19 protein-coding genes are annotated in these 17404 nt (G+C 70.2%); 13 read left to right on the top strand and 6 right to left on the bottom strand.

The annotated features are described in order from the left end of the window. The first annotated feature begins 4 nt into the window (after positions 1 to 4). Entirely contained in the window at positions 5 to 1342 is a 1338-nt protein-coding gene (gene hisD, locus INT51_RS00195; protein ID WP_193103181.1) for a histidinol dehydrogenase, read from the top strand. A gap of 186 nt (positions 1343 to 1528) precedes the next feature. Here hisD and INT51_RS00190 read toward each other — a convergent pair whose 3' ends face one another. Next, entirely contained in the window at positions 1529 to 1966 is a 438-nt protein-coding gene (locus INT51_RS00190; RefSeq protein ID WP_193103180.1) for a DUF3054 domain-containing protein, read from the bottom strand. Between the two features lie 141 nt (positions 1967 to 2107). Here INT51_RS00190 and INT51_RS00185 point away from each other — a divergent pair, with 141 nt between their 5' ends. The 7 genes from INT51_RS00185 (at position 2108) to INT51_RS00155 (ending at position 7105) form a co-directional block, all read left to right on the top strand. Beyond that, entirely contained in the window at positions 2108 to 3250 is a 1143-nt protein-coding gene (locus tag INT51_RS00185; protein WP_193103179.1) for a histidinol-phosphate transaminase, read from the top strand. Next, a complete protein-coding gene (gene hisB / locus INT51_RS00180; protein ID WP_193103178.1) occupies positions 3247 to 3873 on the top strand; it encodes an imidazoleglycerol-phosphate dehydratase HisB in 627 nt (208 codons plus the stop codon). Before INT51_RS00185 ends, hisB begins: the two co-directional genes overlap by 4 nt. After that, positions 3870 to 4511 carry a hypothetical protein gene (locus tag INT51_RS00175; RefSeq protein ID WP_193103177.1) on the top strand — a complete coding sequence of 214 codons (642 nt, stop codon included), beginning with the start codon at positions 3870 to 3872 and terminating at the stop codon, positions 4509 to 4511. The genes hisB and INT51_RS00175 overlap by 4 nt, the downstream gene beginning before the upstream one ends. Further along, positions 4508 to 5284 (top strand): imidazole glycerol phosphate synthase subunit HisH, encoded by a 777-nt coding sequence (hisH, locus tag INT51_RS00170; RefSeq protein ID WP_304502032.1) that lies wholly within the window; start codon positions 4508 to 4510, stop codon positions 5282 to 5284. Before INT51_RS00175 ends, hisH begins: the two co-directional genes overlap by 4 nt. Beyond that, positions 5284 to 5442: a hypothetical protein gene (locus INT51_RS00165; RefSeq protein WP_193103175.1), complete on the top strand. Its 159-nt coding sequence runs from the start codon at positions 5284 to 5286 to the stop codon at positions 5440 to 5442. Before hisH ends, INT51_RS00165 begins: the two co-directional genes overlap by 1 nt. Positions 5443 to 5531: 89 nt before the next feature. Then, the gene (gene priA, locus INT51_RS00160) at positions 5532 to 6266 is read left to right on the top strand and encodes a bifunctional 1-(5-phosphoribosyl)-5-((5-phosphoribosylamino)methylideneamino)imidazole-4-carboxamide isomerase/phosphoribosylanthranilate isomerase PriA (protein WP_193103174.1); all 735 of its coding nucleotides are present in this window, start codon (positions 5532 to 5534) and stop codon (positions 6264 to 6266) included. Next, positions 6263 to 7105 (top strand): SseB family protein, encoded by an 843-nt coding sequence (locus INT51_RS00155; RefSeq protein WP_193103173.1) that lies wholly within the window; start codon positions 6263 to 6265, stop codon positions 7103 to 7105. The genes priA and INT51_RS00155 overlap by 4 nt, the downstream gene beginning before the upstream one ends. Before the next feature lie 16 nt (positions 7106 to 7121). On the opposite strand, the gene INT51_RS00150 is transcribed toward INT51_RS00155, so the two are convergent. Both INT51_RS00150 and INT51_RS22600 read right to left on the bottom strand, forming a co-directional pair. Then, positions 7122 to 7496: a DUF1844 domain-containing protein gene (locus INT51_RS00150; RefSeq protein ID WP_193103172.1), complete on the bottom strand. Its 375-nt coding sequence runs from the start codon at positions 7494 to 7496 to the stop codon at positions 7122 to 7124. A 170-nt stretch (positions 7497 to 7666) separates the two neighbouring features. Beyond that, complete coding sequence (locus INT51_RS22600; protein WP_193103171.1) at positions 7667 to 8365, bottom strand: DUF4352 domain-containing protein; 699 nt, start codon at positions 8363 to 8365, stop codon at positions 7667 to 7669. Between the two features lie 724 nt (positions 8366 to 9089). Between INT51_RS22600 and infC the strand changes: the two genes are divergently transcribed. The 5 genes from infC to INT51_RS00120 are packed head-to-tail and all read left to right on the top strand — an operon-like array spanning position 9090 to position 13445. Further along, the gene (gene infC / locus INT51_RS00140) at positions 9090 to 9716 is read left to right on the top strand and encodes a translation initiation factor IF-3 (protein WP_193103520.1); all 627 of its coding nucleotides are present in this window, start codon (positions 9090 to 9092) and stop codon (positions 9714 to 9716) included. Positions 9717 to 9741: 25 nt separating this feature from the next. Beyond that, entirely contained in the window at positions 9742 to 9936 is a 195-nt protein-coding gene (gene rpmI, locus INT51_RS00135; RefSeq protein ID WP_193103170.1) for a 50S ribosomal protein L35, read from the top strand. 59 nt (positions 9937 to 9995) lie between these two features. Further along, the gene (rplT, locus tag INT51_RS00130; RefSeq protein ID WP_193103169.1) at positions 9996 to 10376 is read left to right on the top strand and encodes a 50S ribosomal protein L20; all 381 of its coding nucleotides are present in this window, start codon (positions 9996 to 9998) and stop codon (positions 10374 to 10376) included. 19 nt (positions 10377 to 10395) lie between these two features. Continuing rightward, a complete protein-coding gene (locus tag INT51_RS00125; RefSeq protein WP_193103168.1) occupies positions 10396 to 11316 on the top strand; it encodes an RNA methyltransferase in 921 nt (306 codons plus the stop codon). Then, entirely contained in the window at positions 11313 to 13445 is a 2133-nt protein-coding gene (locus INT51_RS00120; protein WP_193103167.1) for a cytochrome c oxidase assembly protein, read from the top strand. Before INT51_RS00125 ends, INT51_RS00120 begins: the two co-directional genes overlap by 4 nt. Before the next feature lie 164 nt (positions 13446 to 13609). Here INT51_RS00120 and INT51_RS00115 read toward each other — a convergent pair whose 3' ends face one another. From INT51_RS00115 to INT51_RS00105, 3 genes are all read right to left on the bottom strand, one after another. Further along, entirely contained in the window at positions 13610 to 15202 is a 1593-nt protein-coding gene (locus INT51_RS00115; RefSeq protein ID WP_193103166.1) for an HNH endonuclease signature motif containing protein, read from the bottom strand. Positions 15203 to 15667: 465 nt separating this feature from the next. Then, positions 15668 to 16288 (bottom strand): MBL fold metallo-hydrolase, encoded by a 621-nt coding sequence (locus INT51_RS00110; protein WP_193103165.1) that lies wholly within the window; start codon positions 16286 to 16288, stop codon positions 15668 to 15670. Beyond that, positions 16285 to 17385 (bottom strand): S-(hydroxymethyl)mycothiol dehydrogenase, encoded by a 1101-nt coding sequence (locus INT51_RS00105; RefSeq protein ID WP_193103164.1) that lies wholly within the window; start codon positions 17383 to 17385, stop codon positions 16285 to 16287. Before INT51_RS00105 ends, INT51_RS00110 begins: the two co-directional genes overlap by 4 nt. Between the last annotated feature and the right edge of the window lie 19 nt (positions 17386 to 17404).

Raw genomic sequence — 17404 nt, 5'->3', positions numbered from 1 at the left:
GCCCATGTCCGTTCCTGCCCCGTTCCTCGCCGTGACCGACCTGCGTGCGCGCACCCTGACCGCCGCCGAGCTCACGGCGGCGCTGCCGCGCGCCGAGCTGGACGTCGACGCCGCGACTGCGGCCGTGCGTCCTGTCGTCGAGGACGTCGCCGCACGCGGCGCCGCGGCCGTGCTCGACGCCTCCGAGCGCTTCGACGGGGTGCGGCCGGAGCATCTGCGGGTCCCGCAGGCCGAGCTGCAGCGCGCCCTCGAGGAGCTCGATCCGCAGATCCGCGCTGCGCTCGAGGAATCCGCGGCCCGCGTGCGCCGCGTGGACTCCGCCCAGGAACGACCCGAGGAGACGGTCGAGGTGGTCCCCGGCGGCACGGTCTCCCAGCGCTGGGTGCCGGTGCGCCGCGTCGGCCTCTACGTCCCCGGCGGGCGAGCAGTGCTGCCCAGCTCCGTGGTGATGAACGTGGTGCCCGCTCAGGTCGCGGGTGTCGAGGAGATCGTGCTCGCCTCCCCGCCGCAGAAGGAGTTCGGCGGCCTGCCCCATCCCACGATCCTCGCCGCCTGCGCGCTGCTGGGCGTGCGCGAGGTGGTCGCCGCCGGCGGCGCCCAAGGGATCGCCCTGCTCGCGCACGGTGCCGAGGACCTCGGTGACGGGGTGGCGCTCGAGCCCGTGGACCTCGTCACCGGGCCGGGGAACGTCTATGTCGTCGCCGCGAAACGTCTGGTGCGCGGGGTCGTGGGGATCGACGCCGAGGCGGGTCCCACCGAGATCGCGATCCTCGCCGACGCCACCGCGAACCCCGCATTCGTCGCCGCGGACCTCATCTCCCAGGCCGAGCACGACCCGCTGGCAGCGAGTGTTCTGGTCACGGACGACGAGGCCCTGGTCGGTGCCGTGGAGGCGGAGCTTGCCGCACAGGTCCCGAAGGCCCTGCACCGGGGTCGCATCGAGGAGGCGCTGCGCGGGATGCAGAGCGGTGTCGTTCTGGTCGACGACATCGACCAGGGCCTCGCCGTGGTCGATGCGTACGGGGCCGAGCACCTCGCGATCCAGACAGCCGACGCCACCGCAGTGGCCGCCCGGGTCACCAATGCCGGGGCCGTCTTCGTCGGGTCCCACAGTCCGGTGAGCCTGGGCGACTATGCCGCCGGCTCGAACCACGTGCTTCCCACCGGCGGCAGCTCGCGCTTCAACGGGGGCCTGGGGGTGCAGACCTTCCTGCGCGGCATCCACGTGGTCCACTACGACCGCGACGCCCTGGCCACTGCACGCAGCGCCGCGACCACCCTGGCAGCGGCCGAAGGCCTGCCCGCCCACGGCACCGCGATCGATATCCGCTTCGAGAGCTGACCGGGGGAGCGGGCAGCGCGGCCACCGCGCTGCCCGCGAGCAAGAATCTCGTTCGAGTCGGTGTATGCCTGGAACACCACAGCCCTGTCAGTGCATCGCGGTGTTCCGGCGACCGTCCTCGACAGCGACCCACCTACTGCGGCATGAAGATCGCGCCCTGCCGGGGAGGCTTCATGGTCGAGGAGTTCAGGAGTTCGACGAGGTGTGCTTCTTGTCGGCAGCGGCCGGAGTCGAGGCTTCGCCGCCGGTGACGACTGTCGGTCGCGGCCGCTCGCTGCGGGTGGCGAACAGCGCGATCGCGCGCCAGCCGAGCATCAGCACAGCGGTCGTCACGGCAGTGACGATGAGGAAGGACACCTCGGTGCCCGCAGAGAAGAGGGTGCGGATCGCCATCGAGGTCGCGAGAGTGATCGCCCACACGAACACCCCGTGCGGCCAGATCCGGAACGGTGCCCGCCAGGCCCGGATCGCGAGATGGCCCAGCAGCACGCCCACGGCGAACGGCCAGCCCACCAGAAAGATGTTCTCCGAGGTCAGCGGCGTGCCGTGCTGCACGAAACCGACTGCGACGAAGAGGATGACGACCAGCAGGTCGCCGACCAGGGCACCCAGGGAACGGAACATCGCACCAGGGTACTGGCGAGCCCGGCCCGGCCGTCCCAGCTGCCGCCACCTGTGAACGGTGCCACGCCCGGCCCGCGGGACCGAGCCGTGACCCGTCCCGGTGGTGGTCGCGCGGGTCGTCCGGGCCACTCGCGAACTACCATGGAGGCCATGCCTGAGAACTCCACTCCGACCACGGCCACCGCCGCGCTGCCCCTGCCGCGCGACGGCATCGCGGGCGACGCGCCCTACGGTGCTCCGCAGCTCGAGGTCGAGCATGCGCTGAACGTGAACGAGAACCCCTACGGACCCTCGCCCGCCCTCGCCGAACACATCGGCCGGGCCGCCGCCGAGGCCGCCGTCGGTCTGAATCGGTACCCGGATCGGGAGGCTCTCGCCCTGCGCGCCGATCTCGGGCAGTACCTCGCCGCGGAGTCCGCCATCAGCGCCCCCGCGCCGGAGGCGGTGTGGGCCGCCAACGGCTCCAACGAGATCATGCATCAGCTGCTGCTGGCGTACGGCGGCCCGGGCCGCACCGCGCTCGGCTTCACCCCGCACTACTCGATGTATCCGGAGTATGCGCGAGACACCTACACGACGTGGGTCACGGCCGAACGGGGGGCACCGCCCGAGTTCGCGCTCACCGTCGAGGCGGTCACCGCGGCGATCGCCGCGCACCGGCCGCACATCGTGGTGCTGACCAGCCCGAACAATCCCACCGGGACCGCGCTCGCGCTGGACGTGGTCGACGCTGCCGCCACCGCCCTGGCCGAGACTCGCGGCCTGCTGGTGGTGGACGAGGCCTACGGCGAGTTCCGTCGTGACGGCGTGCCCAGCGCGCTCACCCTGCTGGAGAAGCACCCGAACCTCGTCGTCACCCGCACCATGTCCAAGGCCTTCGCCCTGGCCGGTGCCCGACTCGGCTACCTGGTCGCCGCGCCGACGATCGTCGACACCGTGCGGGTCGTCCGCCTGCCGTACCACCTCTCCGCCATCACCCAGGCCGTCGCTCGCGCGGCGCTCGCCCACCGTGACGAGCTGCTCGGGAAGGTGGCGCTGCTGCGCGCGGAGCGTGACGCCCTGGCCGAGCACCTGAGCGCCCGGAGCCACGCCGTGGCACCGTCCGACGCGAACTTCATCCTGTTCCGCACCTTCGCCGACCGCGACGCCGTGTTCGAGGCGCTCCTGCAGCGCAGCGTATTGGTCCGTGCCGTCGGCCCCACCGGCTGGCTGCGCGTGTCCGTCGGCACGCCCGAGAACAACGCCGCATTCCGTACCGCCCTCGAGGAGGCAGACCCCCGATGACCGACCCCACCACCCCTGCACGCCCGTCCCGCACGGCGAGCATCACGCGCAGCACCCGCGAGTCCTCCGTCGAGGTCACCCTCGACGTCGACGGAACCGGCCAGGTCGACGTGTCGACGTCCGTGCCGTTCTTCGACCACATGCTCACCGCGCTGGGCACCCACGCCCGCTTCGACCTGACGGTGCGGGCCACCGGTGACATCGACATCGACGCGCACCACACCGTCGAGGACACGGCGATCGTGCTCGGTCAGGCACTGCGCGAGGCCCTCGGTGACAAGAAGGGCATCGCCCGCTTCGGGGACGCGATGGTCCCGCTGGACGAGTCGCTGGCCCAGGCCGTGGTCGATCTCTCCGGTCGCCCGTACTGCGTGCACACCGGCGAGAGCGAGGCCCAGGCCCTGCACCTCATCGGAGGGCACTTCACCGGCTCGCTGACCCGTCACGTCTTCGAGTCCCTCGCGCACCACGCGGCGATCTGCCTGCACATCCGGCTGCTTGCCGGACGCGACCCGCACCACGTCGTCGAGGCGCAGTTCAAGGCTCTCGCCCGTGCGCTGCGCGCCGCCTGCGCCTACGATGAGCGCGTCCTGGACGTGCCTTCCACGAAGGGAGCCCTGTGAGCACCGCCGACCCCCGCGATCCGCATGAGGGCTCCCCGGAGGAACCGGAGGAGAACGCGTCCGGCCAGCCTGCGGACGACATCGATGCCGAGTTCGCGCGTCTGACCGAGGGGCTCTCGCTCGAGGACGCCCCGCTGACCGTCGAGGACGTCCTGTCCGATGCGGCCGAGGACGAGGCAGAGGCCGAGATACCGACCATCGCGGTGGTCGCCACCTCCGTCGCCTCCGCGAAGGCCCTGGCCGGCGCGATCCGTCTGGGCCGTGAGGCCCGTACCGACGGGATCGACATCCCCACCGGCAGCCGCTCGCTCGACACCAGCACGGGTGCCATCGCTGTCGGCCCGCTCGCGGAGACTGCCGCCCATGACCTCGCCTCGATCGCCTCGACCGCCTTGCAGCGCAACGGCATCGTGCTGTTCTGGCGCCGCGGCGACCGCATGACCGCGACCCGATACAAGAACGGGGATCGCGGCGAGGACGTCTCGCCCGCGATCGTGCTCGGAGCGGTCGATGATGTCGTCGAGGAGCTTCTGCTCGGCGCGACCGGGCTCGACGAGCTGGACGAGGGCATCGACCCCTCCACGGTCACCCGGGCCGACGCCCTGGAATGGATCGCCCGCGGGAAGAAGCGCAAGTGACCGAGGCCGGCTCCTCGACGGATCACACAGCGCAGCCCGAACTCGCGCAGGCCACCCCGGCGCCGGCGGGACCGGACCTCGCAGGGTGCGGCCCGCGGGTCGTTGTCCTCGATCACGGCTCGGGCAACGTCCGCTCCGTGGTGCGCGCCCTCGAGGCGGCTGGGGCCGACGTCGAGCTCACGGCGAGCCGCGAGCGTGCCCTCGCGGCCGACGGGCTCGTCGTCCCCGGCGTCGGAGCCTTCGCCGCCACGTTCGAGCAGGTGCTCGCCGTGGGCGGGGACCGCATCATCGAGCGTCGTCTCGCCGGCGGGCGCCCCGTCCTGGGCATCTGCGTGGGACTGCAGATCATGTTCGACGCCGGGACCGAGCACGGTGAGCGCAGCGACGGGCTGGGGCAGTGGCCCGGCGAGATCACGCGGCTCGACGCTTCGGTCGTGCCCCACATGGGCTGGAACACCGTCGAAGCTGCTGAGGGCACGCGCCTGTTCGACGGCATCGAAGGGGAGCGCTTCTACTTCGTGCACTCCTATGCGGCTCGTCAGTGGCAGATGGAACAGATCGGTTCCCTTCCCGCGCCGAAGGTCACCTGGGCCGAGCATGACGGCGACCGCTTCATCGCGGCCGTCGAGAACGATGCGCTGACCGCGACCCAGTTCCACCCCGAGAAGTCCGGGGACGCGGGCGCGAGGCTGCTGACCAACTGGCTGGCCACGCTGCCGCATCGAGAGGCCGGCGGCTCCTCGACCCCCGCGACCGGGCAGGAGAACCACTGATGCTCCTCGCGTTCGCCGTGCTGTTCGCCGGGGGCATGTTCCTCGGCGGTGCCTGGTCCTTCTACCGGTCCCAGAAGCCGTGGTGGGCCATCGCCGGCCTCGCGCTGATAGGTCTCGCCTGCTTCGCCGTGGCGATCTGGAGGATCCAGACCGGCTGATCGCCGCGGCGCCCGCCCGTGCTCGACCCCTGAACTCCATCCCCTGCGCGGGCATCGACCCCGCACCATCCCGCTTCCAGGAGGCACCCATGACCGCTCCGATCCTCGAGCTGCTCCCCGCCGTCGATGTGCAGTCCGGCCAAGCCGTGCGCCTCGTGCAGGGCGAAGCCGGCTCCGAGACCGCCTACGGTGCGCCCCTGGACGCCGCGCTCGCCTTCCAGGAAGGAGGTGCGAGCTGGCTGCACCTGGTCGACCTCGATGCCGCCTTCGGCCGCGGCAGCAATGCGGCTCTGCTGGCAGAGGTCGTCGCGGCCGTCGACATGAATGTCGAGCTCTCCGGCGGTATCCGTGACGACGAGTCGCTCGCCGCGGCGCTGGCCACCGGCTGCCGACGCGTCAACCTCGGAACCGCCGCCCTGGAGAACCCGGAGTGGACCGCGGAGATCCTCGCCGAGCACGGAGACCGCATCGCCGTCGGCCTGGACGTGCGCGGCACCACGCTCGCCGCCCGCGGCTGGACCCGTGAGGGCGGTGACCTGTGGGAGACCCTCGAGCGTCTCGACGAGGCAGGCTGCCAGCGCTACGTCGTCACCGACGTCACCAAGGACGGCACCCTGCGCGGCCCGAACGTCGAGCTGCTGCGCGACGTGTGTGCGCGCACCGATGCCGCGGTCGTCGCCTCCGGCGGGATCTCCTCGCTCGAGGATCTTCGTGTCCTGCGCGAGCTGGTCTCCGCGGGTGTCGAGGGCGCCATCGTGGGCAAGGCCCTGTACTCCAAGGCGTTCACGATGGGTGAGGCGCTGGACGTCGCGGGGCGCCCGTGACCGACCGGGACGACCGCCGGCGCCGCGACCCCGCTGCCACAGCGCGCGGCGAGCAGGCGCGACCTGCGCTGCCCGCCCACTTCCGCGAGAAGTCCCCCCTGACCGACACCGCGGGCGTGTCCTGGGAAGGCCGCGACTACTCGCTCAGCCCCTTCCCGGACGATGACGGTTCTGCCCCGGCCCCTCTCGCGCACGCCCTGGCCGCGCATCGCGCCGGCCAGGACCCGCACCGCCAGGCACTGGTGGCCGCGCTCGCCGAGAGCCGCGTGCTGGTGCCCATCATGGCGGTCGCCACCGAGACGGGCACCACCGCGCACGGGCTGACCGGGGACAACGGCGCTGACATGGCGATGGTCTCGATCATCGCGCCCGATGGTGGCCGGGTGCTGCCGATCTTCGCCTCGTCCGCGGCGCTGTCCGCGTGGCGCGCCGACGCCCGCCCGGTTCCCGTGGTGGCACCGCAGGCTGCGCAGGCCGCCGTGCAGGAAGGCTGCACCTCGTTGCTCGTGGACGCGGCGACTCCTGCCGCCGAGGGCGGCCCGATCCAGTTGCCCCGCTCCGTGCTGTGGGCGCTCGCGCAGGGCCGAGAGTGGATCCCCCCGCATCTGGACCCCGAGGTCGCCGATTCGCTGACCCGCATCGCCGAGGCGACGGATCAGGTGAGGGACCTGGTGGCCAGGGCGGGGGAGCGCAGCGAGGTCGACCTGCATGTCCAGCTGTCTCCCGGCCTCACCGCGCAGACGGTCCGCACCGTGGTCGACGAAGTCTCCGCGCGGCTCGGCGCGGAGCCGCTGGTCGCTGAACGGATCAGCTCGCTGCGGCTCGTCCTCGGTTCCTGACCACGCGCCCCGGGCGTCAGGAGACCCGGCCGGTGTACTTCTCGCCCGGGGCCTCGCCCGGAGCGTCCGGGAACGGCAGCGCCTCGGCGAAGGCGAGCTGCAGGGAACGCAGCCCATCGCGCAGGGACCTCGCATGCTCGTTGCCGATCTCGGGGGCCGCGGCGGTCACCAGACCGGCCAGGGCGATGATCAGCTTCCGCGCTTCGGCGAGATCCTGGTACTGCCCGGTCTCCTCGTCCTCCGCAAGTCCGACCTTCACCGCGGCGGCGCTCAGCAGGTGCACGCAGGCCGACGTGATGATCTCGACCGCTGCCACCTCGGAGATGTCGCGCAGCTCGTCGGCGCCCGTGTCGTCCAGGGGAGCGGCGGCGGGGTTCTGGTTCTCGTTCACTGGGTGTCCTTCGTCGTCAGGTGGTGTGGCCACGGATAGTGGCCAGGACGGTCACCGGTGGTGACCAGGGTGGCCACCAGAGGTGACCAGGGCTTCGCCGGCAGAGCAGGTTCGCCGGGCAGAGCAGGATGGGGGCAGGGGCCGCGACGGTCGCGCCGCGGCCGCCGGCGTCACCCGCCCACAGGGAGGTCTCCCTCTCCGGCTGAGTCGTTCCCGGAGAAGTCGAGGTGCACACCGGTCGGCTCGGAGCCGACCGGGACGTCGTACACGAAGTGGAAGGTGCCGCTCTGGCCAGCGGTGACCAGGCCGTAGCCCTGGGAGTCGGCGACGTGCGCCTGAGCGGCGTCCGCGTTCGGCTCGTAGGTCTCGCCATCGGCCGTCGTCAGAAGCTCGCCGCCCTCGATCGTGACGGAGGCATCGCTGCCGTTGTCGACGTCGATCGTGACGATCACGAACTCGCCCTCGGGCGTCATGGGTTCGCTCGCCCCGTTGCCGACCTGGCGCACGCCGAGCTCGGTGCTGGCCTCGCGGACGGTCACATCGCCGAGCGCGAGCTCGCCGGTGGCGGACGCGCCGCCGGCGTCCTCACCGGCCGGGGACGGCGCGGAGGCGGCGGGCGACTCCGGGCTGAGGGCCCGGTAGGCGAGGATGCTGCCGCTGATGGCGACGACCAGTACGAGCGCCACGACCACGGCGACCGAGGCGATCACCCAGCGGTTTCGCGGGGGCGCTGCCTCTTGTTCGAGCTTCGGGGCCGGGCGACGATTGGGGCGGGTGGGCCGCGGGGGAGGCGTCGGGAAACCGTCGGGAACCGGGCGCAGCACCGCGCGGGGCGTGGTGGCGCCGCGCAGGCCGGTCGGGGAGTGCACGCCGGTGGGCGGATGCAGGCCGGTGGACGGATCAGAGCCTGCCGCTGAGGTCCCGGCGTCGCCAGAGGCAGTGCCGGGGCCGCTGCTGTGACTCGGAGCTGCACCCGCCTCGGATCCGGCGGGCTCGTCGGATCCAGTGCTCCCGGAGGAGTCGGGCGGGGCCGCCTCGTAGCCGTACCCGTACCCCGGGGAGGTGCCGGCCGCCGCGGACGTCGCCTGCTCGGGTCTCGGCGGCGCCTGCTCGGGCGGCGGTGACTGCCTCGTCGAAGGCGGTGACTGCTCCTGTCCGGCCTGGTCAGGAGCGCTGCCAGAGGGATTGTCAGGGGCGTTGCCAGGCGAGAGGGGCCAGCCGCTCTCCGGTTCAGGTTCCCCGGTAGGGTCGCGGTCGGTATCCACCAAAAACTCCTCGCTGGTCGCAGCTCGCGGGACGCGACGCACATCACCTGGACTGCACGGACGCTCCTGCTAGGATAGTCGATTGGAACAGGTCGAAACCCTCGTCACATCGTTCCTCAAGTGGAGTCCCTTCCCACCTCGTGGCAAGCAGCTCTGAACCCTCGGGCTCGGAGCGAACCGTCGCCAGGTCAGTATTGCAGCCGGGCGTCATCGCCTGGTCGTCGGGCAGTAGTGTCCGATCGGCGTTCCGACGCCGCGCACCTTGGGGCCTCCGCATGAAGCGGGGGCCTTTCGTCGTGTCCGACTCGAACCAAGGTGAGGAGCCAACATCAGCGAACAGCGCATCAATGGTCAGATCAGGGTCCCCAAGGTCCTTCTGGTCGGCCCCGCCGGCGAGCAGGTCGGCGAGGTCCGTGTCGAGGACGCTCTGCGTCTCGCCGCGGAAGCAGACCTCGACCTCGTCGAGGTCGCACCCGGCGCGAACCCGCCGGTCGCCCGTCTCATGGATTACGGCAAGTACAAGTACGAAGCCAACCTGAAGGCCCGTGAGGCGCGGAAGAATCAGGCGAATACGGTCCAGAAGGAAATCCGTATGGGCCTGAAGATCGACCAGCATGACTACGAGACCAAGCGCCGCAATGTTGAGAAGTTCCTTGATGGCGGCGACAAGTGCAAGGTCATCATCCGATTCCGCGGTCGTGAGCAGGCCCGTCCTGAGCGCGGCGTGAAGCTGCTGCAGCGTATGGCCGAGGATGTCGCCGAGTACGGATTCGTCGAGTCGCACCCGCGGCAGGACGGTCGCAACATGGTGATGGTCTTCGGGCCGCACAAGAAGAAGGCCCAGGCCATGGCCGAGGCCCGCAAGCGCAAGACTGACGCCGAGAAGGCTGCCGCCCGCGACGAGGACCCCGAGTCCACGACCGAGGCCGACGCCGACACCGGCTCCGAGTCCTGAGAACGTACGAAGGAGAACAGGCAACATGCCGAAGAACAAGACCCATTCGGGGACCAAGAAGCGCATCCGCGTGACCGGCACGGGGAAGCTCATGCGGGAGAAGGCGAATGCACGCCACCTCATGGAGACCAAGTCCTCCACCCGCAAGCGCCGTCTTGGCAACGACACCTCTGTCGCCAAGTCCGACGTCAAGCGTATGAAGAAGCTGCTGGGCCGCTGATCGCCCACGTGGGAGCCCTGCTCTCGCGTCCCTGAACGACACGATCGAAGGAGTATCACGTGGCACGCGTGAAGCGGGCGGTAAACGCCCATAAGAAGCGTCGGGAAATTCTCGAGCAGGCCAGCGGTTACAGCGGCCAGCGCTCCCGTCTGTACCGTAAGGCGAAGGAGCAGGTCCTCCATTCGCAGACCTACAACTTCCGTGACCGTAAGAAGCGTCAGGGCAAGTTCCGTCAGCTCTGGATCCAGCGCATCAACGCTGCATCCCGCGCCAACGGTCTGACCTACAACCGCCTCATCCAGGGCCTCGGCCGCGCGGGTGTCGAGGTCGACCGTCGCATGCTCGCTGAGCTCGCGGTCCACGACGCCCCGGCATTCGCCGCTCTGGTCGAGGTCGCGAAGAACGCCCTCCCCGAGGACGTCAACGCCCCGGCAGTCTGACATCGCGCACCATCACGCGATGACCGAGCGCCCGGATCAGTCTCCGATCACCTCTCCCCGCTCCGAGCGGGTGCGGAAGGTGGCCGCACTGACCGGGCGCTCTGCGCGTCGCAAGCAGCAGCGATTCCGCATCGAGGGTCCGCAGGCGATCCGTTCGCTGCTCACCCACCGGGCCGAGCTCGCCGTGGAGGTCTTCACCACCGCGCGCGCCGCTGCCGCCCACCCCGAGCTGACCGGCCTCGCACGCGATGCCGGGGTGCCCGTGCGCGAGGTCGAGGAGCAGATCATCCGCGCCATGGTCCGCGAGAACGGACCCGAGGGGGAGCCCGCCGACGGGACAGGCACCGCCGACAGGACTGCCGGCGCCTCCGCTACGACGTCCCTGGTGAGCCCGCAGGGCGTGCTCGCGCTCGGGCGCCTTCCCGCCGAGACCGTCACCGACGCGCTCATCGCGATCGGGAACCTCCCCGTGGGGCGTCCCGTCACGGTCGTCGTGCTGCACGAGGTGCGCGATCCCGGCAACGTGGGCACCCTGATCCGCACGGCCGACGCAGCCGGCGCAGATCTGGTCGTGCTCACCCGCACGTGCGCGGACCCTTATGCGCCCAAGGCTGTCCGCGCCGCCGTGGGCAGCCTCTTCCACCTTCCCGTGGTCACCGGCGCGGAGATCACCGAGGTGCTCGACGGCCTTGCCGAGGCCGACGTGACTGCCGCAGCGACCAGCGGATACGCGCACTCAGAGCTGTTCACGGCCGAGCTGCCGACTCGTCTCGCCTGGATCCTGGGCAATGAGGCCCATGGCCTGGATGAGCGCACGCTCGCTGCTGCACCGCTCGCGGTGCGCATCCCGCTCGCCGGTCACGCCGAATCCTTGAACGTCCACACTGCGGCGACGGTCTGCCTGTTCGAGACACTGCGGCGCAGACAGGCGGGGGAATGACCTCTCGCGCCTCGCGGGTCAGCGCTCTCGCCGTCCCGGTGCTGTTCGCTGTGACCGTCGCGACGGCTCTGGTCGGTCTGTTCGCCACCGGTGCTGCGGAGCCGGCGACCCTTGTCCCGGCCTCACCGCTGGTCACCTGGGGTCTGCCGGTCGTGCGTGCTCTGCACCACCTCGGGCTGCTGCTCGCCGTCGGCGCCGGCGGCACGGCGGTGCTGCTGCTGCCCGGCCCGTCCCGTCGCGAGGCCACCACCTTGGATCCGGTGCGCCGACGCACGGTGCGTCTCGGGGCGGCCGGTGCCCTGCTGTGGGCGGTGGCCTCGGTGGCGCAGATCCCCTTGGGCGGTCTTGAGTCCGCCGGTGCAGGCTCCGGGCTGAACGTCTGGGACATCGCCCTGGACGGGGATCTCGGTCGGGTGCAGCTCACCATCGCCATCGCGGCGGGGCTCTCGGCCCTCGCATACGCGCTCGCACGCTCCACGGTTCTGGCCTGCTGGGGTCTGGCGCTGTCCGGTGTGGGAGTCGCCGCTCTGGGCCTGGCCGGGCACGCCGGGGCCAGCCTCGATCACGTCAATGCCGTCAACGCGATGGTCCTGCACCTCATGGCCGTCTCCGTGTGGGCCGGTGGGCTGCTGGTGATCGCGCTGATCTCCCCGCGACTGAATGATCAGCAGGTCTCGGTGACGGTGCGTCGTTTCTCGCCCTGGGCACTGGCTGCAGTCATCTGCCTGGCGATCAGCGGCCTGCTCAGTGCCTCGATCCGGATGTCCGGGTGGGAAGAACTGCTGACCACCGGCTATGGGCGTGTGGTGCTCGCCAAGGCCATCGGCCTCATCGCCCTGGCAGGGATCGGGGCGGTGCAGCGTCGACGGCTCGGCGAGCGGCTCCGTTTCCGCCACCTGGCCGCGACAGAGGGCGTCGTGATGGCCGCCGTGATCGGCGCTTCGATCGCCCTGGGTCGTTCCGCGCCGCCGGTGCCGCAGGAGGTCCCCGCCGAGGGCGCTCGGAAGATCCTCTCGCTGGTGGGGTATCTGCCGCCGGAGCAGGAGTTCGGCCCCAAGACGATGTTCACGCTGGTCCAGCCCGACTGGATCGCGCTGCTGCTCGCCGCGACCATGGCCGTCTTCTACGTGGTCGGCGTGGTGCGTCTCGCGCGGCGCGGCGACGCCTGGGCATGGCACCGCACCCTCGCCTTCGTACTGGGCTGCGTGGCCCTCGCGTGGGTCACCAGCGGGGGAGCTGCTGCGTGGGGCCGGTTCCGTTTCGACGCCCACATGGTCCAGCACATGGCGATGATGATGATCGCGCCGCCGCTGTGGGTGCTGGGCGCACCGGTCACCCTGCTCTCCCGAGCTGTCGCTCCGCGGACCGACGGTTCTCGCAGCATTCGTGAATGGGTGCTGGCGGCGCTGCACTCCCGGTACGCACAGTTCGTCTCGTCGCCGCCGCTGGCCGGCCTGGTGTTCGCCGGTTCCCTGGTGGTCTTCTACTTCTCGCCGCTGTTCGAGGCCGCGATGTACACCCATGTCGGGCATGTGCTGATGACGGTGCACTTCCTCGCCTCGGGGTATCTGTTCGCCTGGGTGCTGATCGGCATCGATCCCGCGACCAAGACGATCAACCCGTTGCTGAAGCTGATCACGCTGCTGGTCACTCTTGCCTTCCATGCGTTCTTCGGCATCGCGCTGGTCTCGGCTTCCTGGCTGATCGCGCCGGCCTGGTATGCCGAGCTCGGCATGTACGGGACCGAGCAGCTGGAGCTGATCCAGATCCGTGGCGGATCGATCATGTGGGCGGTCTCTGAGATCCCCACTGTCGGGTACGCGATCATCGTCGCGGTGCTGTGGATGAAGTCCGAGGACCGACGAGCCCGCCAGTTCGACCGCAAGGCAGAACGTGATGGGGGTGCGGAGCTGGAGGCCTACAACGCGTATCTCGCGGGGCTGCACGGGAAGGCGGGCACCGGCGGGCAGCGTGCTCATGACTCAGATGCGCAGAGCCGTCCCGAGGCCGAGGGGCAGGGCTTCGACAGGATCTCTGACAGGAACGCCGACCAGAGCACCGAGACGGAGACTGAGAAGAACGCCGACGAGGAGACTTCGCGAGACGGTGGAGCGAAGCCGTCCGTCTGAGATTCCTCGCGAGCACGGCCCTGCACCCTGGCGAGCACAACCGTTCACCTTGGCGAGCACGGCCCTGCACCCTGGCGAGCAGCGTTGATCCCCCTCACGTTGTGAGACCGGGCTGGTGGCGCTGACGGGGACGTCTTCGACCCCGGGATGCTGGCCGGGGCAGGTCAGAACGGCGGCGGATCGGGTGGCGGGCGCAGTCGACCGTCCTCATCCACCCACCATCCGTCCTCGCCGTCCGGCCCGGTCACTTCGTCACCGGGCGCCAGCCCTTGTTCTCGCAGTTCGCGCCACCTTTGTGCGGTCTCTTCGCGCATCGCCCGCGCCGTTTCATAGGAATCCCACACGGCGGTCATCTCGGCCACGACCTGCTCCGTGGCCAGATCACGACCGTCCTCCTGCATGGTCATGAGAATCTCGGAGACGTCCCACCAGGTCTTCCCTGCCGCATCGTCGCGCACCGGATCGAGCAGCCCTAACGTCTTGAGCCGGTGGTGCTCGCGGCACAGCTCGTGCAGGTTCACCACATCTGTCGGGCCGCCGGAGGCGGGATCCTCGTGGTCGAACTCCTTGATGTGGTCCGACTCTGTCAGCCAGGAGGTGGGGCGATTGCACCCGGGTACCGCGCAGGTGGGATGGCGCAGGCGAAGATGCTCGATCTGTTCGGCGGGCGGGCGGTAGCGATCGGCAGGGACGGGCAGGAAGCGGCCGGAGGTCGGATCGGTGAGAACCCGGTACCAGGTGCTCTCACGCCCGGCGAGGTCGCGGGCCATCGAGGCGGGGATAGGGGTGGTGCCGTCGAGCATTCCGGGAGCATCGGACTCCCCGAGCAGCGTCATGACGGGCACGGTCACGTTCAGGCGGAATCGGGCCTCGGGCACCTCGACTCCGGCGGTGTCGAAGGCGGTGCCCTTCAGCACGTCGTAGCGGGTACCCGCGATGGACGGCACCTCACCGGTGCGTTCGATATAGCCATCAGCATCGGCCGGGATCGGCGTGCCGGCCTCGAGGGCGGACAGTTGAGCGTTCTTCACGGCATGGGCCGCCAGGTCCAACCGGCGGCTGAGGTCCAGGATCTCAGGGATCGGCCCGATGATACGCAGGCACCCGGTGCCGTCCGGCCGGGGAGGGTCGAGCACGACACGGCGTCGCGCCTCGGGCGTCGCATGCTGGGGCACCTCGCTGCGCGAGGCGACAGCCGTCAGAAGATGCCCGAGGCGGAGGCTGAACGACTCGGGACTCACGGAGAGGTCCCACTCCGCGAGCGCGCTATCGACCTCGAGAACGGCATCGTCCTCGAGGTCGCTCGTGCGCTCGACGAGCTTCTCGAACCACGCGGCCGGGAATTCCCCGCGCCCCAGACGCTCGAGGCAGCGGGGGAGGAGCGCGCCGATCCGGTGGGACTCGCGAATGGTGCTGGAAGCCTGGGCCCGGGTGCAGCGCAGGGCGAGGGAGACGTGCAACGCCTCCATGGCCGTGCCGTCTTTGTCCACCTCGGGCCCCAGTGGATCCTGCGAGGTCGCAATGACGACGTGATGCCGTTCGGCGAGGCGGCGGGAGTCCTGTTTCCCGCCGTCCCACAGTTCTGCGAGCTTCTGCGCCGCCTGCGGCGAGCGGATCATGCCGACCTGGCGGACGCCCTCACGCGTGACCGGACGACGTCGACGCCTGCGGGCGGCCGCCTGTTTCATGGCGGCGGCTGCCTCGGGGCTCGGAGGTGCCAGAAGCAGGGGTTCCGAGTTGTCGTCGAACTCGCCCATCGCCTCTCGCCTCCTCGCGATCCTTGGCGAGAACCGAGCCCGCCGCTACGTCGAATGTCAGTACTATTCTACGTCGCCGCGCTCGTGAGATCTAGGTATGTGGATAACTCTATTGCGCTTGCGACCTGCACGGATGGCCTCTCGAAGCTGTGTGCGATTCTGGGCTGAGGGCTGAGGGCTGAGGGCTGAGGGCTGAGGGCTGAGGGCTGAGGGCTGAGGGCTGAGGGCTGAGGGCTGAGGGCTGAAGGCTGAAGGCTGTCGTGTGTCCTGCATCGTGCTCGGCAGTTCAGTCACTTGGTCGCGTCGTAGCACTCGTGACCGCACGCGACGACGGCGGCCGCGCGAACGCGACCGCCGTCGAGACGATCGGGGGCACTGAGGCAGGATCACCCGCCCCACCGCGTGCCGATCGAGAGCAGATCCGAGGGGCACCGACGTCACCGCTCTCGACGCCCCCGGCCGCCCTCACAGCCAGTCGCCGCGTGCGGCCTTCTTCTCGGCGCCGATGGTCGTGTCCGGGCCGTGGCCGGTGTGCACCACGGTGTCGTCGGGCAGGACGAAGAGGCGTTCCCGGACCGATTCCTCGATGGTCTCGCGCGAGGAGAACGAGCGCCCGGTGGCGCCGGGACCGCCCTGGAACAGGGTGTCGCCGCTGAACAGGGCGCCGATCTCCTCGACGTAGTAGCAGGTCGAACCGGGGGAGTGGCCCGGAGTGTGCAGTGCCTCGAGGTCGACCCCGGCGATGGTGAACATGTCGCCGTCGCTCACCTCGTCGTCCCAGGGAAGGTCGCCGTGGGTGAGCTGCCAGACCTCGCGATCCGCGGGGTTCAGCAGGATCGGTGCGTCGAGCTCTTCGGAGAGCTCCGGCGCCATCCGCACGTGGTCGTCGTGTGCGTGGGTCAGCAGGATGCCCACGCATTCACGATCGCCCACGAGCTCGAGGACGGTATTCACGTCGTGTGCGGCATCGAAGACGACGCACTGCTCGTCGTCACCGAGCACCCACACGTTGTTGTCGACCTCGTGGGTCTCCCCGTCGAGGCTGAAGGTGCCGGAGGTGACGGCGTGGGCGAGGCGGGCGCTCATCGGCCGATCACCGCCACGGTGCGCAGGGTGTCACCCTCGTGCAGGGCATCGAGCGCTTCATCGGTCCCGGCCAGGTCGGTCCGGCCGGTGACGAAACGGTCCAGCGGGAGGCGGCCCTGCAGGAACAGGTCCGTGAGGTACGGGAAATCCCGCTCGGGCAGGCAGTCGCCGTACCAGGACGACTTCAGCGAGCCGCCGCGGCCGAACACATCGAGCATCGGCAGCGAGATCTTTACGTCGGGGCGCGGAACTCCGACCAGCACGACGCGGCCGGCGAGGTCGCGGGAGTAGAACGCGGTCTCATAGGTCTGCGGGATGCCGACCGCGTCGATGACGACGTCTGCCCCGAAACCGTCGGTGAGCTCCTGGACCTTCTCGGCGACCTGCTGCGGGGAGAGATCCTTGGTCAGCAGCGTGTGGGTGGCACCGAGCTCCGTCGCGGCGGCCAGCTTCTTCTCGTCGACGTCGAGGCCGATGATCGTGGTGGCTCCGGCCAGCTTCGCACCGGCGATCGCCGCGCAGCCCACGCCGCCCAGGCCGATCACGGCGACGGATTCGCCGCGCTGGACGGCCCCGGTGTTGATCGCGGCCCCGATGCCGGCCATGACGCCACACCCGAGAAGCCCGGCGACCTCCGGCGGAGCCTCCTCGGAGACCTTCGTGCACTGGCCCTCATGGACCAGCGTCTTCTCGGCGAAGGAGCCGATGCCCAGCGCCGCGGTCAGCTCTGTGCCATCGGTGAGCGTCATGGGCTTCGAGGCGTTATGGGTATCGAAGCAGTACTGCTGGACGCCCTTCTTGCAGGCGCGGCACTGGCCGCACACGGCGCGCCAGTTCAGCACGACGTAGTCGCCGACCTCCACGTGCGTGACGTTCTCGCCGATCACGGAAACGCGGCCGGCGGACTCATGGCCCAGCAGGAAGGGGAACTCGTCGTTGATGCCGCCGTCGCGGTAGGCGAGGTCCGTGTGGCAGACGCCGGTGGCCTCGATGTCGACGACCACATCGTTCGGGCCGGGATCGGGGATCACGATGTCGACCAGCTGAGCGGGTTGCTTCTCGGCTCGGGCGACGACGCCCTTGACGGTCGTAGGCATGGGAACCTTCCTGACTCCT

The sequence above is a fragment of the Brachybacterium sp. FME24 genome, from assembly GCF_014897705.1.
GTDB lineage: Bacteria > Actinomycetota > Actinomycetes > Actinomycetales > Dermabacteraceae > Brachybacterium.
The sequence above is the reverse complement of the archived record's forward strand: the minus strand, read 5'-3'. Positions and strand labels throughout refer to the sequence as shown.